This window comes from Psychrobacter glacincola, assembly GCF_965118485.1.
Lineage (GTDB): Bacteria > Pseudomonadota > Gammaproteobacteria > Pseudomonadales > Moraxellaceae > Psychrobacter > Psychrobacter glacincola_D.
Genome location: NZ_CBCPJH010000030.1, coordinates 1 through 19,669, shown reverse-complemented (window position 1 = coordinate 19,669; position 19,669 = coordinate 1). Strand labels below are relative to the sequence as shown.

The window sequence follows — 19,669 nt, the reverse complement described above, 5'->3', positions numbered from 1 at the left end:
AATGCTAGTAATCATATTTCAGCTATTGCTCATACTTATAAATCATCAAGCTATTTTGGCTAAATTTTTACTGCTTTGCATTGAAACAAAATGTTTCTCTTAGACGCTTTTTAAGACGTACCTTATATATACCTGATATTTTCATTGATTACTCTCTGCTAACTCGTGCCCAAACGGCTTGCTTTTGCTTTATAATAGCTCACCCAATTTTCCTTATAGATTGCTATAAAACATGAAAAGCATTCTATGTACTTGGCTATTAAAAATGCTGATATGTCGTCCATATTTAATGAATGTGTTGTCAATTTTAGTAATAGGTATTATGGAAATTTTGCGATTTACTGCTACACTCTTTTTGCTTTTGTCTTACAGGTCACGTTATGAGTCAACTTAATCCCAAACAACAAGAAGCCATGCTCTACGTATCCGGTCCGCTGCTAGTATTAGCAGGTGCTGGTTCCGGTAAGACCTCAGTGATTACGCGTAAGATTGCTTATCTGATTGAAGAATGCAACATGCCAGCTGAGCGCATCACGGCGGTGACTTTTACCAATAAAGCGGCGCGTGAGATGAAGGCGCGTGTTAGTAAATTACTACCGAGTGAAAAAATGCGCGGGCTAACGGTATCGACCTTTCACCAGTTTGGGCTCCAGTTTTTACGTTACGAGCTGATTCATACACCGCTCAAGGGCAATTTCTCCATCATGGACAGCGACGATAGTAAGCGCCTACTGATGGAGCTGATGATGCGTGATAATTTAAGTGGCGCTGAGAGTCGTGAGCTTGTTGGTAAAGCGATAAAAATGATTTCTGATTGGAAAAACGATTTGGTTGAGCCTGATAAGGCAATGGAAACTCTGGACGATCCAGAAGATATGATTTTTGCGACGCTCTATGCTTTATATGAGCGTAATCTGCGTGCTTATAATGCAGTCGATTTTGATGATTTGATTGTACTACCGACCAAAATATTACGTGAAAATAGAGACCTGCGTGATAAATGGCAAAACCGTATTCGCTACTTATTAGTCGATGAATATCAAGATACCAATACTGCGCAGTACGAGATGATTAAATACTTAGTCGGACAACAAGGACGCTTTACCGTCGTTGGTGATGATGACCAATCTATCTATGCATGGCGCGGCGCTAAACCTGAAAACATGGGTCTACTTAAAGAAGATTTCCCTAAACTTAAAATCGTCATGCTTGAGCAAAACTACCGTTCGACCAGTCGCATTCTGACTTCTGCTAACGCTGTTATTACCAATAACGAGCATTTATTTGAAAAGAAACTCTGGTCAGATAAAGGCCAAGGCGAAAAAATTCGCATTATCAACTGCCGTAATGACGACGATGAGTCTGAGCGCGTCGCCAAAGAAATCGTCACACATAAATTGCGCTTTGGTAATGAGTGGGAGCAATATGCGGTGCTTTATCGCAGTAACTTTCAGGCGCGTATGCTAGAGGCGCAACTTCGTCAATTGCAAATACCTTATAAATTATCCGGCGGTCAGTCCTTCTTTGCCCGTAGCGAAATTAAAGACGTCATGAGTTATTTACGCCTGATTTTGAACCCAGAAGACGATAGTGCTTTTTTACGGGTGATTAATACACCTAAGCGCGGTATGGGACCAGCAACGCTCGAAAAACTTGGCTTATTTTCACAAGAGCATAGTATCTCGCTACTAGCCTCTTGTACGCATGGTGGACTGACCCACGTTTTACCATCAAAAGCGTATGGCATTTTAAAAGAATTTGGTGACTTTATTGAGCACTATACCCGTGAGCTAGATCAACATCCTGACCCTGTGCCAATCGTCCGTCAAATGATTGATGAGACCGGTTATATTGACTTTGTACGTAGCGACTCTAAAACCCCGCAGCAAGAAAAAAACCGTATTGATAATATCGACATGCTCTATACCAGTATCCAATCGCTGATTAATCGCGCCGAAGAGGACGAAGATCGGACAATTGATACTATCATTCGTAAGCTTGTGCTCCTAGACATGCTTGAGCAACAGCAAGAAGAAGAGAATACCAATAAAGTCAATTTAATGACCTTGCATGCGGCAAAAGGTTTGGAATTTGATTTTGTTTATATCATGGGACTTGAGGAAGAAATGCTGCCGCACCGCAACTCTATCCTAAGCGAGACCGTAGACGAAGAGCGGCGACTAATGTACGTAGGTATTACTCGTGCCCGTCGTGAGCTAACATTGACCTTAGCGACCCAACGCCGTTCTGGCGGTCAAATGCGCGTCACTTCTGAATCACGGTTTTTAGATGAGCTACCAGAAGACCATATCGACTGGCCAGCCAAAGCGAAGAAGAAAAAAGCTAGCAAAGATCCTGAAGCCGTCGCTGATGAATATTTGGCTAATATTCGGGCGTTATTGGGTAACCGATAATTTAACCTGTTAAAAAAATAGCTAATGAATTGAAAGCTAAGACTATAACTTAGCCATTACTATTGAATATTTTTGTAAAACTTGGAACATTTATGCCCGTCCCCACGCCCAATTCTGAACGACCATCGACACGACAGGGAGATTATAATCCGGCTGAATCTAACGCTGAGTATAAGCTGCTGTATTTACAAGAATTGGTGGCTGATAAGGCGTTTGAAGCGATTACTGAGTTTTTAGAAAAGCAGTCAGAGTATGAGATTGCTAACTTATTAGAATCTTTTCCGACCCAAAACCGGTTGCTAATTTGGGCGCAAGTACCAGAGAATATCAAAGGTGAAGTGCTAGCTGAGATGGAGTTTGATACCCGTCAGCCGCTGCTAGAAAATATCTCTTCAAAAGAGATATCGCTGTTTACTCAAGACCTTGATGCGCAAGATATCTCTGAGATTTTAGATACCGTTACTGAAAGCGTTCGTACCTTAGTCATGGCAACCTTGGACGAAGATATTCGAGTTCAGGTTAATAAGCTTGATACCTATAAAGATTGGGAAGTCGGCAGCTATATGAATCCTGAGCTGATTCAGGTGCGAGAAGATATGACGTTGGCTGAGGTACAAAACTGGCTGCGCGAAGATATAGACCTGATCGATGATGAAAGCCAAGAGCTATTGGTCGTTGATAGAAGCCAGCAACTACTTGGCTTATTAAGTCTGGCTGATTTGATCAAACATAACCAAAGCAGCTTAGTCGCTGACTTAATCCATAGCGCCATCACTGTCAATGATCGCTTGGACATTCAAGATGCCGCGGCTATTTTCCGCTCAGAAGATATTCGCTTTGCCCCAGTGATTAATAGTCACGGCGAGCTAGTTGGTCAATTAAATGGTGAAGACATCATGGAGATTATCCAAGATGATGTCGATAGCACGATGAAAAACCTTGCCGGTGTCAGCCAAGATGAAGAGTTATTTGCACCTATTTTAACCAGTGCCAAAAGCCGTAGCATTTGGCTTGGTATCAATTTATGTACTGCGCTATTAGCTGCTGCGGTGATTGGACAGTTTGAGGCGGTACTAGCAAAAGTAGTGGCGTTGGCGATTCTTATGCCTGTGGTTGCCAGTATGGGCGGTATTGCGGGCTCACAAACGCTTACCATTGTCATTCGCGGTATGGCAATGGGACAAATTGGTGGCTCTAACCGCGTATGGTTACTCAATAAAGAGCTGTGGGTTGGCGCGATAAACGGTATCATATGGGCGATAATCATGGCGTTTATTGCCCAATTGTGGTTTCATAACCTTAAAATTAGTGCAGTGATTGGTTTGGCGATTGCGATTAATATGACCGCTGCCAATGTCTCAGGCATTAGTATTCCGCTGATGCTAAAGCGTATGAATATCGATCCGGCATTATCTGCCTCTGTTATCCTAACCACGGTGACGGACATTGTCGGCTTTATGTCGTTTTTGGGCTTAGCGAGTTTACTGATTCTATAAGCCGTTTCTGTCCTAGGTAGAACGCCTATTAAAAGTTAAAAATCATCAGCTATTTATGATAATAGTTGCTGTTAACTATTTTTGAAAATTTGATTCATTCTATTTATAAAACTATTAAATCGTTAAGTGAGTGTGTTATGCAAGCTGTACAAGTTAAAGTCTTAAACCCTAAAATTACCGAAGATGCTGCATTTTCTCTGCCAACACGTGCGACTGATGGCAGTGCTGGTATTGATCTGCGTGCTTGTATTGATGAGCCTTTAACGATTAAAGCAGGTGCCACGCATTTGATTGGGACTGGTTTGGCAGTTTATATTCAAGACCCTAACTATGCTGGCATGATTTTACCGCGCTCAGGCCTTGGTCATAAGCATGGTATTGTTTTGGGTAATCTAGTCGGCTTGATTGATGCCGATTACCAAGGTGAGCTGATGGTTAGTATTTGGAATCGTAGCAATGAAGACTTTGTATTAAATCCGGCAGAGCGTATGGCACAGTATGTCATCGTACCTGTTGCACGCCCTGAATTTGAAGTTGTGACAGAATTTAGTGATACCAGTGCACGCGGTGCTGGCGGTTTTGGTCATTCAGGTCGTCAATAGTAGCGGTCTAAACCAGTTATCAACTACATACATACCTTAAACTATTTTTTATTCAATTAATCACGATAATAAGGAGAGTCAGTAATGCCATTTTTTGCGGCGCAGCACTCCTTATTTCGTGCGTATGATATTCGTGGTTCGCGCCAGCATTTCACCGATGACTTTATTGAAGCATTAGGGTACGCTTTTGCACATCTTTATCAATTGCAAAAAAATATTGATAATGATAAAAGTATTATCGTGATTGGCTATGATGTACGTCATGATAGCGATGTTATTGCTCAAAAGCTTGCTAGCATACTGAATAAATGTGGCTTACAAGTTGTCCAGCTAGGTCTGATTACCACGCCTATGATGGTATTTTGGGCAGAGCAATATCAGGGTCACGGTATTGTCGTGACTGCCAGTCATTCTGCCAAAGATATTTTAGGTGTTAAATGGTTAGTCAATCATCAATCTCCTAGCGTAGAAGACATTCAGGTGCTTTACCAACAAGTGATTCATCATCAATTAACTCAACGCTCGTTAGATAATAGTCTACTTGCAGAAAGTGGCTTGTATCAGCATGAACTGCAAAAAATGGCTCTCCATAAAGATGATAAATCTTTAAAAACAGCTAAAAACTGTCTTATTGTAGAAAAAGCTTATTTGTCACCTAAGCAAGTAGCAAGCGCTTATATCAATGCTATTGTGCAGGTATTTAAAGCCCTTTATCCAAATAGTCCTGAAACATCTATTAATAATATTCCGCATGGTAGTACCGCAGATCAACAATCGCCTTCTAATAAACTTGATTTAATAGTCGTTATCGATTGCATGCACGGCGCCACCAGTCATATTGCTCAGTCCTTATTTACACATTTTTGCCAACGCGTCATCATGCTCAACGATAACCCAGATGGGAACTTCCCTTCTGGTAACCCTGACCCTACTGAACCATGCCGTCTTAAACAGTTGCAACAAAGCGTTATTGAGCATCATGCAGACATAGGTATCGCCTTCGATGGCGATGGTGATAGGCTGATGATTGTCAATAATAACGGTAAAGTGGTCACTCCCGACCAACTGCTGTATCTATTGGCAAAGGTCGCTGTCAATGACAGCCCTAAACTTTTAACATCATCGCCATCAACCACTCAGGTATTATTTGATATTAAATGCGGTCATCATTTGCCAAAATTAATTACGGAGCTTGGCGCAACAGCCGTGATGAGCAGAACAGGTAGCAGCTTAATACGTCGACGTTTACAACAATCTAATAACCAAATCATATTTGCTGGCGAGTTGTCGGGTCATTTTATTTTTAATGACCACCGTTTTATTCTTTATGATGATGCCATGTACGCCGCACTAAGACTGCTACATTGGCTGGTACAGTCTATGAGTAATTTTAATCCTAGTGCAAACCTAGCCGAGATTATTGATGGCTTGCCAATCATTGTTAGTACGGCTGATCATTATTTACCGCTTCCAGAGACAGTTATAAATGACTGCTCAATCTTAGAGCAGCTAACCCAACTTTGTCTGTATTTACAACAACTGATAAAAGCAACATCGATTTCCTCTACTCACCCTGACTATCAACCTATCATCGACGGTAGGCCAGCGCATTGCACGTGTTCTGCTAAAAGACACTCTATCACCTTAGAGCAAGCAGAAGATTTATTGCCTATCGGCACTAAGCTCAGCTGTATTGATGGCGTACGGTTAGATTTTGCGCATGGGTTTGGAGTACTGCGGCAATCCAATACCAGTCACAATTTAACCGCACGTTTTGCTGGCGACAGCATAGAAGACTTAAAAGACATTCAAGCAAAATTCGCCGCTTTATGTCGCCCCTTTGATGAGAATCTAGCCGCGCAAATTATGGCAATATCTCCTCAGTAGCGAGTTATCAAAACTGCTTTTTATCACACGTGCTATTTATTACCCATAAAACTTATTGAAACAACCGACCGCTTAACACCGTATTTTAGGAGCTAATAATGACCTTAAATTTAGATGAAGCCAAAATCACTGCTGAAGTATTAACCACAGCACTGCCCTATATTCAACGCTTTGTCGATAAAATCATCGTGGTCAAATACGGCGGCAATGCGATGACCGATCCTGCACTTGAAAGCTCGTTTGCTCGTGATATTGTCTTGCTAAAAACGGTCGGTATGCATCCTGTCGTTGTACATGGCGGTGGTCCACAAGTAGATAATTTGTTAAAAGAGCTTGGGCGTCAGTCAGACCGTATCGATGGCATGCGCGTCACTGATAAAAGCACGATGGATATCGTTGAGATGGTGCTTGGAGGTAGCGTCAACAAATCGATTGTCAGCTTAATCAACAAGCATGGCGGTAGCGCCATTGGCTTGACGGGTAAAGATGCCAATTTAATCCTAGCTAAAAAACTTATGATGGAGAAAATTGGCGAAGATGGTATTGCGGTACCAGTAGATTTGGGCTTTGTCGGTGATGTGGTTAGCGTTAATAAAGATGTGATTAATATGCTCATTGCCTCAAACTTTATCCCCGTCATTGCGCCTCTTGGCGTCGATAGCGAAGGCAATACTTATAATATCAATGCCGATTTGGTCGCCGGTAAAGTAGCGGAATTTTTGCAGGCAGAAAAGCTCATGCTTTTGACTAATATTAAAGGGGTATTGGGGCGTGATGGTGAAGTGGTCACTGGTTTGACCCCTAAGACCGTGGACAGTTTAATTGAGGATGGCACGATTTCAGGCGGTATGATTCCCAAGATTCAGTGTGCACTTGATGCCGTTCGTAGCGGCGTAAAAAGTGCCGTTATCGTCGATGGTCGTGTACCGCATGCGACACTACTAGAGATTTTTACCAACGAAGGTGTCGGTACATTGATTAGTCGTGACTTAGACTCGTCATTAAGCTAGCAAGCTATCATAATAACTGGCATCAAAAAGCCCGAACTTAGCATTTAACATCTAAGTTCGGGCTTTTTAAGTTTTCTAGCTTTATGGTTTCTTACAAGCGCTTAACCTAAAACCAGTTAATAAGCGCAGAATTCAACAGCGCTATGGTTGCTGTTACCATAAACCTTCATATGGTGATTGCCTTTACGCTGAGTAATATAAGACGTTTCATTATCATAACGATCGCCGCTTAAGCGACCATTTGGGCCAGATACATAAGCAACGTTGATTTGATCGTCGCCAACATTACGAATGACTAAGTTTTGATCTGGCATCAGCCATAAACGAAATACCTTACCATTCTTAATATTGCCGGTAAAACTACCGCAGTAGCTATCCTTTACAAAAGTTATTTTAGTTGACGTATCAGCTGCTTGTACGCTGGTAACCATCAAAGATGCTACAGCAAGTGTCGCTATTAATACTAAATTTTTCATAGTCTTATCCTCGTCCTTGAACGTTATAAATCAGCAAACTTAATTTTAATAATATTAGCATTTTAATAACATCAGCATAAGTTCTAATAAATAAAAGTGACACTTTGTTGGTAATAAGCTGTTTATGAAAACGCATTATCTATCAAAGTCTTTTATTTATTAAAAACCGTCTCAAACTCAGTTTCATCATAACCGCACAGCAATACTGACTGACCTTCAACTATCGGACGCTTAATCATACTGGTATTTTCTACCAATAAATCAATGGCTTTATCCACACTGGAATCAGCGGCTTGCTTCTGCTCATCGGTCAGCTTACGCCATGTCGTTCCGCGTTTATTTAGCATTTTATCGATGCCTAAACTCTCTACCCAGCGCTGTATCGTCTCTTTTTCAATACCTTGTTTTTTATAATCATGGAAGTCATAACTGACACCCAGCTCGTCAAGCTTAGTAAAGGCTTTTTTCATGGTGCTACAAGATTTGATACCGTAAATAGTGATGGTCATAAGATTCCTCGTTAATTAACATAATTGTTGATTATACTCAAATAATGCCTAAAGCTGGTGAGTGTGAAATTCCGATATCAGTAAGCGCTAAACCTAAGTCAAAAAACCACTAGGCAATCGATTAAAGGCGGCATCATATCGTCGCAATTTTCGCCAAATTACGCTATGCTATGGCATTATAAAATTTCACCCCATTTATCTGTAATAACCGATTCCGAGCCAACTATGAGCAACGCCGTGACAGCAGAAACTGCTAATACAAACCATACTAATAATACTTCTAACGATAATAGCCAATATCAGCCGCAGCTTATCGAAGCGCAGCAGCAAGCCAAATGGGCAACAGATAAGCGTTTTGAAGTGAGCAATGAGCCAAGCGATAAGCCTAGCCGTTATATGCTGTCAATGTTCCCGTACCCAAGCGGTAAGCTACATATGGGTCACGTGCGCAACTATACTATTTCTGACGTACTGAGCCGTTATTATCGCCTCAAAGGTTATGAAGTCATGCAGCCAATGGGCTGGGATGGTTTTGGCTTGCCAGCAGAAAACGCAGCGATTGCCAATCAAACGCCGCCTGCCAAATGGACGTTTGAAAATATCGACAGCATGCGCGCCCAGCTAAAGCTGCTTGGCTTGTCTATTGATTGGTCACGTGAATTTGCCACTTGTAGCCCTGAATATTATCAGTGGGAGCAGTGGTTATTTTTGCAGTTATATAAGAAAGGCTTGGTCTATAAAAAGCTGGCGACCGTCAACTGGGATCCAATTGACAATACGGTATTGGCAAATGAGCAAGTCATCGATGGTAAAGGCTGGCGTAGTGGCGCGATGGTCGAAAAGCGCGACATTCCAATGTACTATTTTAACATCACCGATTATGCTGATGAGCTGCTTGATGATTTGGATCAGCTAGAGGGTCATTGGCCATCTGAAGTGATTACCATGCAGCGCAACTGGATTGGTCGTAGTGCCGGTATGGAGGTACATTTCCCTTATGAGCTTGCTGGTGAAACTAATACTTTAGATGTGTTTACCACTCGTCCAGATACATTGATGGGTGTCACTTATGTGGCAGTAGCAGCAGAGCATCCGCTAGCCCAGTATGCTTCTGAGCATAATAAAGCTATTGCTGAGTTTTGTGCACTTTGTAAAAAAGGCTCAGTCGCTGAAGCCGATTTGGCTAAAGCTGAAAAAATCGGTATGGATACTGGTCTTACGGTGACCCATCCATTGACGGGCGAAGCAGTGCCTGTTTGGGTTGCCAACTATGTATTGATGAGCTACGGCTCTGGCGCAGTAATGGCGGTTCCTGCTCATGATGAGCGTGATTATGAGTTTGCCATTAAGTACAATCTTCCAATCAAGCAAGTAATTGATATCCCTACTGGCTATTTTGATGATGTAGAAGCTGAAGACGATAACCGTGCTTATACCGAGCGTAATACCTTGGTCAATTCAGGCGAATTTGACGGTCTAGATTTTGAGCAAGCGTTTGCAGCGATGCTTGCCAAGCTTGAGCCACAAGAGCTTGCCAAGAAAAAAATCCAATACCGTTTACGTGATTGGGGTGTCTCACGCCAGCGCTATTGGGGCTGCCCTATCCCAATGGTCAACTGTGAGCATTGCGGCACCGTGCCTGTTGATGAGCAAGATTTACCAGTGATTTTACCGACTGACGTCGTCCCTGACGGTCGCGGCAATCCGCTTAAAAACATCCCAGAGTTTGTGAATACGACTTGTCCTAAATGCGGCAGTCCTGCTGAGCGCGAAACCGATACTTTTGATACCTTTGTTGAATCAAGCTGGTACTACGCTCGCTTTGCAAGTCCTGATGATACGACCAATATGGTCAATAAATCTGCCGCCAATAAATGGTTACCAGTCGACCAATATATCGGCGGTGTCGAGCATGCAGTGATGCATCTACTTTATGCGCGTTTCTTCCACAAACTGATGCGTGATGAAGGCTTGGTATCAGGTGATGAGCCATTCGCCAATTTGATGACCCAAGGCATGGTACTTGCGGGTACGTTCTACCGCGTCAATGCTGATGGCAGCACCACTTATTACTTCACTAAAGACATCGATATTGATTTTAACGAGCGCGGTCAACCGATTAAAGCCATCTTAAAAGCAGATGGCCAGCCCGTGACGATTGGCAAAATCGAAAAAATGTCTAAGTCCAAAAATAATGGCGTTGATCCACAGATAACCATTGACAAATATGGTGCGGATACGGTTCGCCTTTATACCCTATTTACTGCGCCTGCCGACCAAACTCTTGAATGGTCTGATGACGCCCTAAAAGGTCCGTATAACTTTGTTAAAAAAGTCTGGCGCATTGCCTCTGAACATATCCAAGCACTAGCCGCTGCCAATTTAAGCACTGATACACTAAATAATAGTACGCTGAATAACGATGCCTTAAATACGGACGGCTTAAGCAAAAAAGCCAAGTCATTACGTCGTAAGACACATGAGACCATTGGCAAGATTGATAGCGACTTAGGTAAACGTTTGGCACTAAATACGCCCGTTTCTAGCCTAATGGAACTTGCTAACGAGCTAGGTAATTTTAAAGCTAATAGCGAGCAAGATCTGCAAGTACAGCATGAAGCATTGATTGATTTATTGATTATACTATCAGTATATGCACCGCACATTGGTGAGCACTTACTTGAGCAATTAGGGCTTGATACGGTGACGCTAAACTATCCAACCGTTGATGAAAGCGCACTGGTACAGGACATGATCACGATGGTGATTCAAGTTAATGGTAAAATGCGCGGTAAAATGGACGTAGCACCAAATAGCGACCCTGAGCAGCTAAAAGCACAGGCACGCGCGCTTGAAGGTGTGGCAAAATTCCTGACCGGCGAGATTAAAAAAGAGATCGTCGTACCTAATAAACTGGTTAATATTGTGGTTGCAGGTTAGGGCTAATAAAAAGCCGATATCATCGCTATTCTTATGACAATAAGAATAGCGATGATATCGGCTAAAGATAAGCACCGAGCGATGCCGGCATATCAAATAACATGTAAGGGAAAAAAGCACATGCCTAATAAGTCGAATAGACAAAAATTAGCGACCATATTACTTGCAGCGTTGCCCATGTTTGCTATCGTTGGAGCGACTGCCAGTCTTAGTGGTTGCGGCTTTCAGCTACGTGGTTATGGCGCGCCCATGTTATTTGATGTGGCGAAAACCGCGGTAATTATCGAAGATAATCGCACCTCATTCCCACTTAAACTGCCACTCACCAAGCAACTAGAAGCACTGGGTGTTGACGTGATTACCAATATGACGTTGGCTGACGTTGCTAGTAATAACCAACGAGCAGGTGCTGAAACCATCGCGGCGATTACCGTTAATAACGTACGTTTTAAGCGTTATGAATTGGTCGGCGTATTAACAGAAATTCGCTTGGTGATATCAGCGGATGTCAGCTATCAAAGCATGGATAACGGTAAGCCTGTGACGCTTACCAACCCTATTCAGGTTGAGCGTAGCTATCAGTATAACGAAGCGTCAGTAAGTACCGATGATCAACAAGGCGATCAAATTCGTGACTGGCTCTATGACAGTTTAGCGCGCCGCATTACTGATCAATATGTGGCGATTACACTACCAAAGGTCACACCTTCCAGTAGCACTTCTGCGCAAATCGGCAAAGGGGCTGGCATCAAAAGTGCAGGCTCGACCGCTATTGTCGTACCTAATCCATAATGTTACCAAGCAAATATTTAGATTTTTTATATCCATAACCCTGTGTGCCTAAGCCTTTATGCAAGATACTTTTATACAAGCCTACCCAAAGCTACAGCAACCCTCAGTTGCTGTAGCAGGTTTGTGGCTGGCACATGGTGATGAGCCATTACTTAGTCAATGGCTGATTGATGCGCTGCGACCACATTGGCGCGCGCAAAACTATGCCATCAAGCGTATAGAGCTTATATCAGTTAAGAGCTGGCAAGAAGTATTGTCAGAGCTTGGTAGCCAGTCGTTATTTGATGATGCCAGCGCCTTGATTGTCACAGGCAATCATAAGCCTGATAAAGCGGTTATTACAGAACTTGAGCTCTTTGCACAAGACGCTCAAACCGGTGCACACAGCCACAGCTTATTATGGCTGACGCCCAAACAAGATAAACGTGCCCAAAGCAGTAAGTGGTTTACGCCATTTGTGCAGTATGGTCATGTCATCGACTGCAATTTATATAATGAGCAGCAGCGTCAGCAGTTATTGCAAATACAAGCTCAGCAGTTTGGTTTAAAGCTATCGCAAGAAGCTTGGCAGCTACTCATGTCACATACTGAACATCATTTGCTCAGTGCCTATCAAACCTTATGGCGTCTATCTTATTTGTTTGCCCCGCAGCTAATGGCAAATAATGACACTACCATTCAAGAAAATAATAAATCTAGCACGCACCTATCACAGGTCGCCCTAGACATTCATGACTTACAGTCAGCATTGGTCAGTGATGCTCAATTTAGTGTGTTTGATTTGTCTGATGCGATGCTTTCTGGCAATAGCGCCCAAGTCGCTAAAATCATTTTCCAACTTAAAGCCACAGATGAGCCAACCACCTTGGTATTATGGGCAATCAGTAAAGATATGCGGCAAATCATGCAGTTGATTGACGGGCAAGACCCACAAGCGCTAGGTATTTGGCGCAGCAAACAAGGCTTATACCAGCAAGCCTGTCGCCGTCAGTCAAAAGCGCAAACCGCAGCTTGGCCCGCCCTACTTTATCGCTGTGATCAGGCAATTAAGGGGTTGGTTATACAACCAGTGTGGGAGTTATTACTGCAAGCAGCGTTAGAGCTATCAGGAAAGCGCTTATTTGCAGTTAAATAGACAGAAGTAAAGATATGCATTCATTTCTTTCTATGATTAATACTGCTCATCAAACTGTAATGAAAAATACTTCTCATTAAGCCATTACCTCTAACATTTTAGCATTATTCAAATTTCAAACTATCCCTTTTAAAATTCGCCTAAATAACTGCATCAAAATCCCTCCTTAACCTTTCGCAAACTAATTACCATTCCCTTTTGTTCCTAGAGCCTCTACTATACTTACATTTGATATTATCGTTATTGGATTGTCGTCATGCGCAAAATTAGCAAAAAGTCCGCTATTAAATGGGGCATTATTGCCCTCGTCATCATTGCTTTAGGGCTTTTAGCCTATAAAACCTTAAAACCCAAAGAAGCCACACCCAACTATCTGACAGCGACTGCTGAGATTGGCGATATCGAAAATAACGTCATGGCATCGGGTAAAGTTAAAGCGCTGAATACCGTCGACGTTGGTGCACAGGTATCTGGTGAAGTGACGCGGCTATTCGTTGAAGTCGGTGATGAGGTGCAAAAAGGCGATTTGATTGCTCAAATTGATCAAGTGACGCAAAAGAACAGTTTAAGTAATGAGCAAGCAAGCCTTGAGCAAAGTGAAGCCGCTCTACAAAGCGCCCGAGCTGAGTCGCTAAGTCGTCAAGCAGGTTTAAAAAGCGCACAGGCGGACCTTGCTAGCCGTCAAGCTGAGTTAAGACAAGCACAAGCAGACTTCTCACGCTTGCAAGGCTTACTCGCTATCGATGCGATATCACAGCAGGATTATGATACCCAAGGGACAAAGGTACAAACCGCGCAGGCAGCGGTTGCCAATGCACTTGCCTCTATCGACACTGCCAAAGCAGCGATAGCTACCACCGATGCTAATATCAATAGCCAGCAAGCCGCATTACGCAAATCTCAAACCAACGTTAGCACTGCGCAAGAAGATTTAAGCTACACCACCATTCGTGCGCCGATGTCAGGCACCGTGGTATCGGTAACCACTGAGCAAGGAACAACGGTCAATGCCAATCAAAGTGCACCGACCATTGTCACCTTAGCCGATTTATCCACCGTACGTATCAATGCCCAAATTTCTGAAGCCGACGTCATTAATGTCAAAGCAGGCTTGCCGGTTTATTTTAATATCATCGGTAATCCCGATCAAAAATACGACTCGATTCTTAAAGCGATTGAGCCTGCTCCTGAGAAAATCAGTGATACCAGCTCGACCGATGCGGCCATTTATTATGTCGGTTATATCGAAGTGCCAAATACTGAGCGCCGCTTTCGTATTGATATGACCGCGCAAGTTTATATCATCATTAACCAAGCAAAAGATGCGCTACTTATTCCCTCTGCTGCTCTACAACCTGCCGGCAAATCTGGGAAACCCAAAAAATCTAGAGGCTCTAAAACTCCTAAAACAGAGTCTAGTACTGCACCTAAACGTGATAATGAGCCTGATAATGATTCTAGTACAACCATGGCTAGTGTTCGCGTACTTAAAGCCGACGGTACAGTAGTTGAGCAAGCGGTCAAAGTCGGTATCAATAACCGCGTCAATGCTGAGATATTGAGCGGTCTTAAAGTCGGTGATGAAGTGGTACTAAGCGAAGAAGGACCTGATAATGGTAAAGGCGGTAAAGGTGGCAGAGGTGGTCGACCGTTCTAATTTTAACACTCGATAGAAGATAGCTTTACATAAAATCGATGCTAGCAAGATATTAGCGTTGATATGGATTGAGATAAGCAGGACAATAAATGAGCACCCAAAACCTTTACGCTAATACCGCCGCTGATAAGCCTTTGATGGAAGTCAAAGGTTTGCTCAGAGAGTTTAAAGCGGGCGAGCAGACCATCCGCGTCTTACATGATATCAATTTGACCATTCATCAAGGTGAAATGGTCGCTATCATTGGGCAATCAGGCTCTGGTAAATCAACCTTGATGAATATCTTGGGCTGCTTAGATCAAGCAACTGCGGGCGACTATAAAATATTTGGTCAATCTGTCAGCCGGCTAGATGCTGATGAGCTGGCAAAATTGCGCCGTGAGCACTTTGGGTTTATTTTTCAGCGTTACCATCTATTAGGAGATATCAACGCTCGCGACAACGTTTCTGTTCCGGCAGTTTATGCAGGTATGGACGGACAAGCGCGTAATGAGCGTGCCGAACAGCTCTTAGCAGACTTGGGACTGGCAGATAAAGTCAATAATCGCCCAAGCCAGCTCTCAGGCGGTCAGCAGCAGCGTGTGTCTATCGCCAGAGCGCTGATGAATGGTGGTGATATCATCTTAGCCGATGAGCCAACCGGTGCGCTTGATAGTAAGTCCGGCGAAGATGTCGTGCAAATCCTCAAAGATTTAAACGCCCAAGGTCACACCATTATTATGGTGACGCATGATCCCGGTCTTGCAGCCCAAGCTGAGCGCGTGATTGAAATCAAAGACGGTTATATCATCGCCGATTATAAAAATGAAGACTATCAGCGTCCTGCAGCACAACCTGCCTCGATTATAGACAAACATCGTAAGAGCGCTTTTGGCAGCTTTATCGACCGCTTGTTTGAAGCTTTTAAAATGTCATTACTTGCCATGCGCGCGCATAAAATGCGTACGTTATTGACGATGTTAGGGATTATCATTGGCATTGCTTCTGTGGTGTCAGTCGTCGGGCTCGGTAAAGGCTCACAGGCACAAATCCTGTCTAATATTAGCGCCTTAGGTACCAATACCATCACCGTCACTGACGGCTATCCTTACGGCGATCCTAGGCGTCAGTACAATGATGACAATTTAACCCCACAAGACGCCCAAGCAGTCGCCGATCAGCCTTATGTTATCAGCGTCAGTCCACAGTTGAATAGCAATATGAGTGTTCGTTATCGTAACGTTCAAGAAGCGGCGAGTATCAGTGGCGTTGGTAAAGATTATCTCGATGTCAGTGGTGAAAAACTGGCGATGGGACAAGGCTTTGATGAACAAAGTATCTTAAAACGCACCCAAGATATTATTATTGACAGCAATGCACAGAAGACCTTTTTTCCTGACACCATCAATCCGATTGGCGAGGTATTATTGATAGGTAGTGTTCCTGGGCGCGTGATTGGAGTATTAGAGCCAAACGAAGGCGGTTTTAGTCGCAGTGCCGACACCCCTACTCTATATATGCCTTATACCACCATGATGTCACGGCTGATAGGCAGCGCCTATATCGAAAGTTTTATCACCCTAATTGACAATAATATCTCCTCTTCTGCCGCTGAGTCTGCCATCTCAGAGCTGATGAAGAGCCGTCATGGTACTGATGATTTCCGTATCCGTAACTCCGACTCTATTCGTCAGACGATTGAGTCGACGACGGCAGCCATGACCTTGCTGATTTCATCTATTGCGATTATCTCGCTGATTGTCGGCGGTATCGGCGTTATGAATATTATGCTAGTATCAGTGACCGAGCGCACTAATGAGATCGGCGTACGTATGGCAGTCGGCGCCCGTCAAAGCGATATCATGCAGCAGTTTTTAATTGAAGCCGTTTTGGTCTGCATCTTAGGTGGCCTATTGGGTATTGGTATGGCGTTCGCCATCGGTGAGCTGATTAACCGTGTTGGTGGCGATAGCTTTAAAGTTATTTATTCATCGACATCTATTATTGCCGCCTTTGTCTGCTCAACCCTTATTGGAGTAGTTTTTGGCTTTTTACCGGCACGCAATGCTGCCAAGCTAGATCCTGTAGAAGCGCTTTCTCGCGATTAAAAGCTATTTAATAATCTCGGATATCATTCGCTGTAAAAACAGCGAGCTTAAAGCGCCTTTCGATAGAAATGAATGAACAAATTTAAATAAAATAGCTATTTTTTACTTTTATTACACTTTTTTGATATTACGGGGTTGTAATTGTCCTAATAATATATATAATGTGCTCTCACGTTTAGAGATACAAATTATTTAAATGTGAAACAAGCTTAATGCCTCTTTTGATATTGATTTATCAATACTTAAAGAAATTAAGCTGATAGATGTTTAGTTTTAATAAATTTCCCTTTAAGGAAATTTATCTTGCGAAGCTAAAATTGTAATACAATTTTTTTAACGCTTCTCAGGGCCGATAGCTCAGTTGGTAGAGCAGTTGACTTTTAATCAATTGGTCCCGCGTTCGAGTCGCGGTCGGCCCACCATATTTAGTATTACAATTATTATGTACACTATCCTATACGGTAGTGACTTAATAAGCTAAAAATTTTAAGAGATTTTCTGTTAGAATATCTCCTAGAGTTTACCTAAAGAAAATTCTTTAGTAGTAAGTTCAAACCTAGTGCTGATAGAACTTTATCTTCGCTCAGGGCCGATAGCTCAGTTGGTAGAGCAGTTGACTTTTAATCAATTGGTCCCGCGTTCGAGTCGCGGTCGGCCCACCATATTCGAAAAGCCCAATCATTAAATGATTGGGCTTTTTTTTGTTCATATTATTTGATTAAGGGGTATCGACTCTTTTACGAGCAAATTTAACTTGTGCAAGCATGAGTTTAAAACCATTTTGTAACGTTGTTTTTCGTGGTTCATTCGGCGTCTGTTCTATCAATTTTTCAAAGTCTTTATCGCTAAGCTTAACTCTTTTATCATGTGCCAGTAATAAGGTATCTGGTTGCAGTGCTTTTACCTTGTCCAATGATGTACGGTAAGCGTCAGGCAAGGTAATTAAATAAGGCGAGACAAATCTATTTTTGATGATTAATATTAAATCGGCGGTATACGCCTGCTTGCTTTGCGGATGCCATAAGGATAAGTCTCGATCAGTATGTCCTGGCGTCTCTAGGACGATCCAATCATCAAAATTTGGCACGCGGTCGCCATCTTGAACAGTGATATCCGCTTTTAAAATGGGGTGGTACCAGACATTGGTAATCGACTTACCTTGGCGACTGGCGACATAATAAGTCAATCCCAAATCATTCAGATGGGCGATTCTACCTAAAACACCATGATACCAAGGCTTGTCGGATATTGCGGTAACTATCTGACAGCCAGTTTTTTGCTGCAACCGCTTGGCGCCGCCCGCATGATCGGGATGCATATGCGTGACCATGACGGTCTTAAGTTGCTCAACTGGACGTTTTAGAGTATCGGTAATATACGCTAAAATCTTATCGACATCACAGCGACATCCTGAATCTAACAATAATAACTTGTCAGGATAAACCGCCATATACGTTGTCTGAATATATCCCTCTATCGCAACGATATCTACTAAACTCATAATATCCCTTTATCTAATATAACGCTTATATTAGCCATTTAAATATCCATATATGAAAGCAAAGGCTATATTTAACCAGCTTATTCATTGCTCTATTCTTGATGTTATTAATCAATATGATTGGTCATTATAACGTTCAATAAAGGTTTAGAAGTGATATTCAGTGAACGCCTGTGACTAAAGGTTATTTAGGTTGAAGAATAAAAAATTATCATAAAAAACCCAACACATCGGCTGAGTTTTTTGTTAAAGGTTTAAGTCAATTTGGATTAGACCAAGTTAAGCAAAACTAAGCAAGGTCACGAACCTTTGGCTCACGCTCCCACAGACGCGATTTAGCATTATCAATAAAGGCATCTAAATCAGCCAATGGCGTGACAAAGCTGTCTTTTTCAATCGGTAGCTTACTTAAGATAAATTCATCAGTCGCCCCGCAATAGGCAATCGCTTTACAGTGTACATAAGCATCAGTGAACCAATCTAGAGCCGCGCTGTCTTTAGCAAGCTTCTTCGCTTGCTCAGGCATGATGATACTAACGACTGCATCAAACATCACAGACGGACCGCCTGCTACGCGCTCATCAACTTGTATAATGGTATCATCGTCTAACTTGACCTCTTTATTTGGTGCAATGATTTTAACACTTGCGCCCTCTGCATTTGCTGCCTCTTCAAACTTCTTGATGTCGCTATGCTTTGAGCCTTCTGCTACCAAGATGCCAATCATGCGACCTTTTAATGTCTTAGGCGTACGACCAATCGTCTGTAGTACGTCAGACGTTTCCAAATCTTGTATTGGTGCCGCAGCCTCTGCCGCTTCTGGCAACTGCATACCTAGCGCTGTTGCTACCCGATTTGCCAAATCTTCATCGATATTAATCAGATGACCGAGCATACGCGTACGCACATGCGGCGTATCTACTTTACCTAGCTCAAAGGCATAAGCAGAAGCAATATGCGCTTGTTCAATTTTGGTTTGACTGCGATAGAACATTCGTGGCTGGCTATAATGATCGGCAAAGCTTTCAGCACGCACGCGACCTTTGATACCATCATCTAGCTGTTCATGGAACGACTCAAAGCCTTTTTTTACACTTTCGCGTGGTCTTGTTGGGTCTAAGCTTTGTGGCTCATAAAGCACACGGGTTTTTGGTACTTGCATT

14 protein-coding genes and 2 tRNA genes are annotated in these 19,669 nt (G+C 42.8%); 12 read left to right on the top strand and 4 right to left on the bottom strand.

What is annotated here, in order from left to right:
- Positions 1-380: 380 nt before the first annotated feature.
- From ACMHKH_RS11185 to argB, 5 genes are all read left to right on the top strand, one after another.
- Complete coding sequence (locus ACMHKH_RS11185) at positions 381-2,414, top strand: UvrD-helicase domain-containing protein (RefSeq protein WP_413520721.1); 2,034 nt, start codon at positions 381-383, stop codon at positions 2,412-2,414.
- A 92-nt stretch (positions 2,415-2,506) separates the two neighbouring features.
- Positions 2,507-3,910, top strand: a complete 1,404-nt coding sequence (mgtE, locus tag ACMHKH_RS11180; protein WP_413520720.1) for a magnesium transporter — start codon at positions 2,507-2,509, stop codon at positions 3,908-3,910.
- 137 nt (positions 3,911-4,047) lie between these two features.
- Positions 4,048-4,512 (top strand): dUTP diphosphatase, encoded by a 465-nt coding sequence (gene dut, locus ACMHKH_RS11175; protein WP_413520719.1) that lies wholly within the window; start codon positions 4,048-4,050, stop codon positions 4,510-4,512.
- 84 nt (positions 4,513-4,596) lie between these two features.
- Positions 4,597-6,399 (top strand): phosphomannomutase, encoded by a 1,803-nt coding sequence (locus tag ACMHKH_RS11170; protein WP_413520718.1) that lies wholly within the window; start codon positions 4,597-4,599, stop codon positions 6,397-6,399.
- 98 nt (positions 6,400-6,497) lie between these two features.
- Entirely contained in the window at positions 6,498-7,409 is a 912-nt protein-coding gene (argB, locus tag ACMHKH_RS11165; protein ID WP_413520717.1) for an acetylglutamate kinase, read from the top strand.
- A gap of 116 nt (positions 7,410-7,525) precedes the next feature.
- Here argB and ACMHKH_RS11160 read toward each other — a convergent pair whose 3' ends face one another.
- A complete protein-coding gene (locus ACMHKH_RS11160; protein WP_413520716.1) occupies positions 7,526-7,885 on the bottom strand; it encodes a hypothetical protein in 360 nt (119 codons plus the stop codon).
- Between the two features lie 152 nt (positions 7,886-8,037).
- On the bottom strand, positions 8,038-8,394 hold the full coding sequence (locus tag ACMHKH_RS11155; RefSeq protein WP_413520715.1) for an arsenate reductase: 357 nt from the start codon (positions 8,392-8,394) through the stop codon (positions 8,038-8,040).
- Between the two features lie 225 nt (positions 8,395-8,619).
- On the opposite strand from ACMHKH_RS11155, the gene leuS reads away from it, so the two are divergent.
- The 7 genes from leuS (at position 8,620) to ACMHKH_RS11120 (ending at position 17,667) form a co-directional block, all read left to right on the top strand.
- Positions 8,620-11,334: a leucine--tRNA ligase gene (leuS, locus tag ACMHKH_RS11150; RefSeq protein ID WP_413520714.1), complete on the top strand. Its 2,715-nt coding sequence runs from the start codon at positions 8,620-8,622 to the stop codon at positions 11,332-11,334.
- Between the two features lie 120 nt (positions 11,335-11,454).
- Positions 11,455-12,126, top strand: coding sequence for a hypothetical protein (locus ACMHKH_RS11145; RefSeq protein WP_413520713.1), 672 nt, complete (start codon positions 11,455-11,457; stop codon positions 12,124-12,126).
- A gap of 58 nt (positions 12,127-12,184) precedes the next feature.
- Positions 12,185-13,261: a DNA polymerase III subunit delta gene (gene holA / locus ACMHKH_RS11140; protein ID WP_413520712.1), complete on the top strand. Its 1,077-nt coding sequence runs from the start codon at positions 12,185-12,187 to the stop codon at positions 13,259-13,261.
- A 256-nt stretch (positions 13,262-13,517) separates the two neighbouring features.
- Positions 13,518-14,918, top strand: a complete 1,401-nt coding sequence (locus ACMHKH_RS11135; protein ID WP_413520711.1) for an efflux RND transporter periplasmic adaptor subunit — start codon at positions 13,518-13,520, stop codon at positions 14,916-14,918.
- A gap of 89 nt (positions 14,919-15,007) precedes the next feature.
- The gene (locus ACMHKH_RS11130) at positions 15,008-17,005 is read left to right on the top strand and encodes a MacB family efflux pump subunit (RefSeq protein WP_413520710.1); all 1,998 of its coding nucleotides are present in this window, start codon (positions 15,008-15,010) and stop codon (positions 17,003-17,005) included.
- A 346-nt stretch (positions 17,006-17,351) separates the two neighbouring features.
- A tRNA-Lys gene (locus ACMHKH_RS11125) sits at positions 17,352-17,427 on the top strand.
- A gap of 164 nt (positions 17,428-17,591) precedes the next feature.
- Positions 17,592-17,667, top strand: a tRNA-Lys gene (locus ACMHKH_RS11120).
- Between the two features lie 56 nt (positions 17,668-17,723).
- Here the strand turns inward: ACMHKH_RS11120 and ACMHKH_RS11115 are convergent.
- Both ACMHKH_RS11115 and ACMHKH_RS11110 read right to left on the bottom strand, forming a co-directional pair.
- Entirely contained in the window at positions 17,724-18,506 is a 783-nt protein-coding gene (locus tag ACMHKH_RS11115; protein WP_413520709.1) for an MBL fold metallo-hydrolase, read from the bottom strand.
- 289 nt (positions 18,507-18,795) lie between these two features.
- On the bottom strand, positions 18,796-19,669 hold an 874-nt coding region (locus ACMHKH_RS11110), incomplete at its 5' end, for a catalase-related domain-containing protein (protein WP_413520708.1).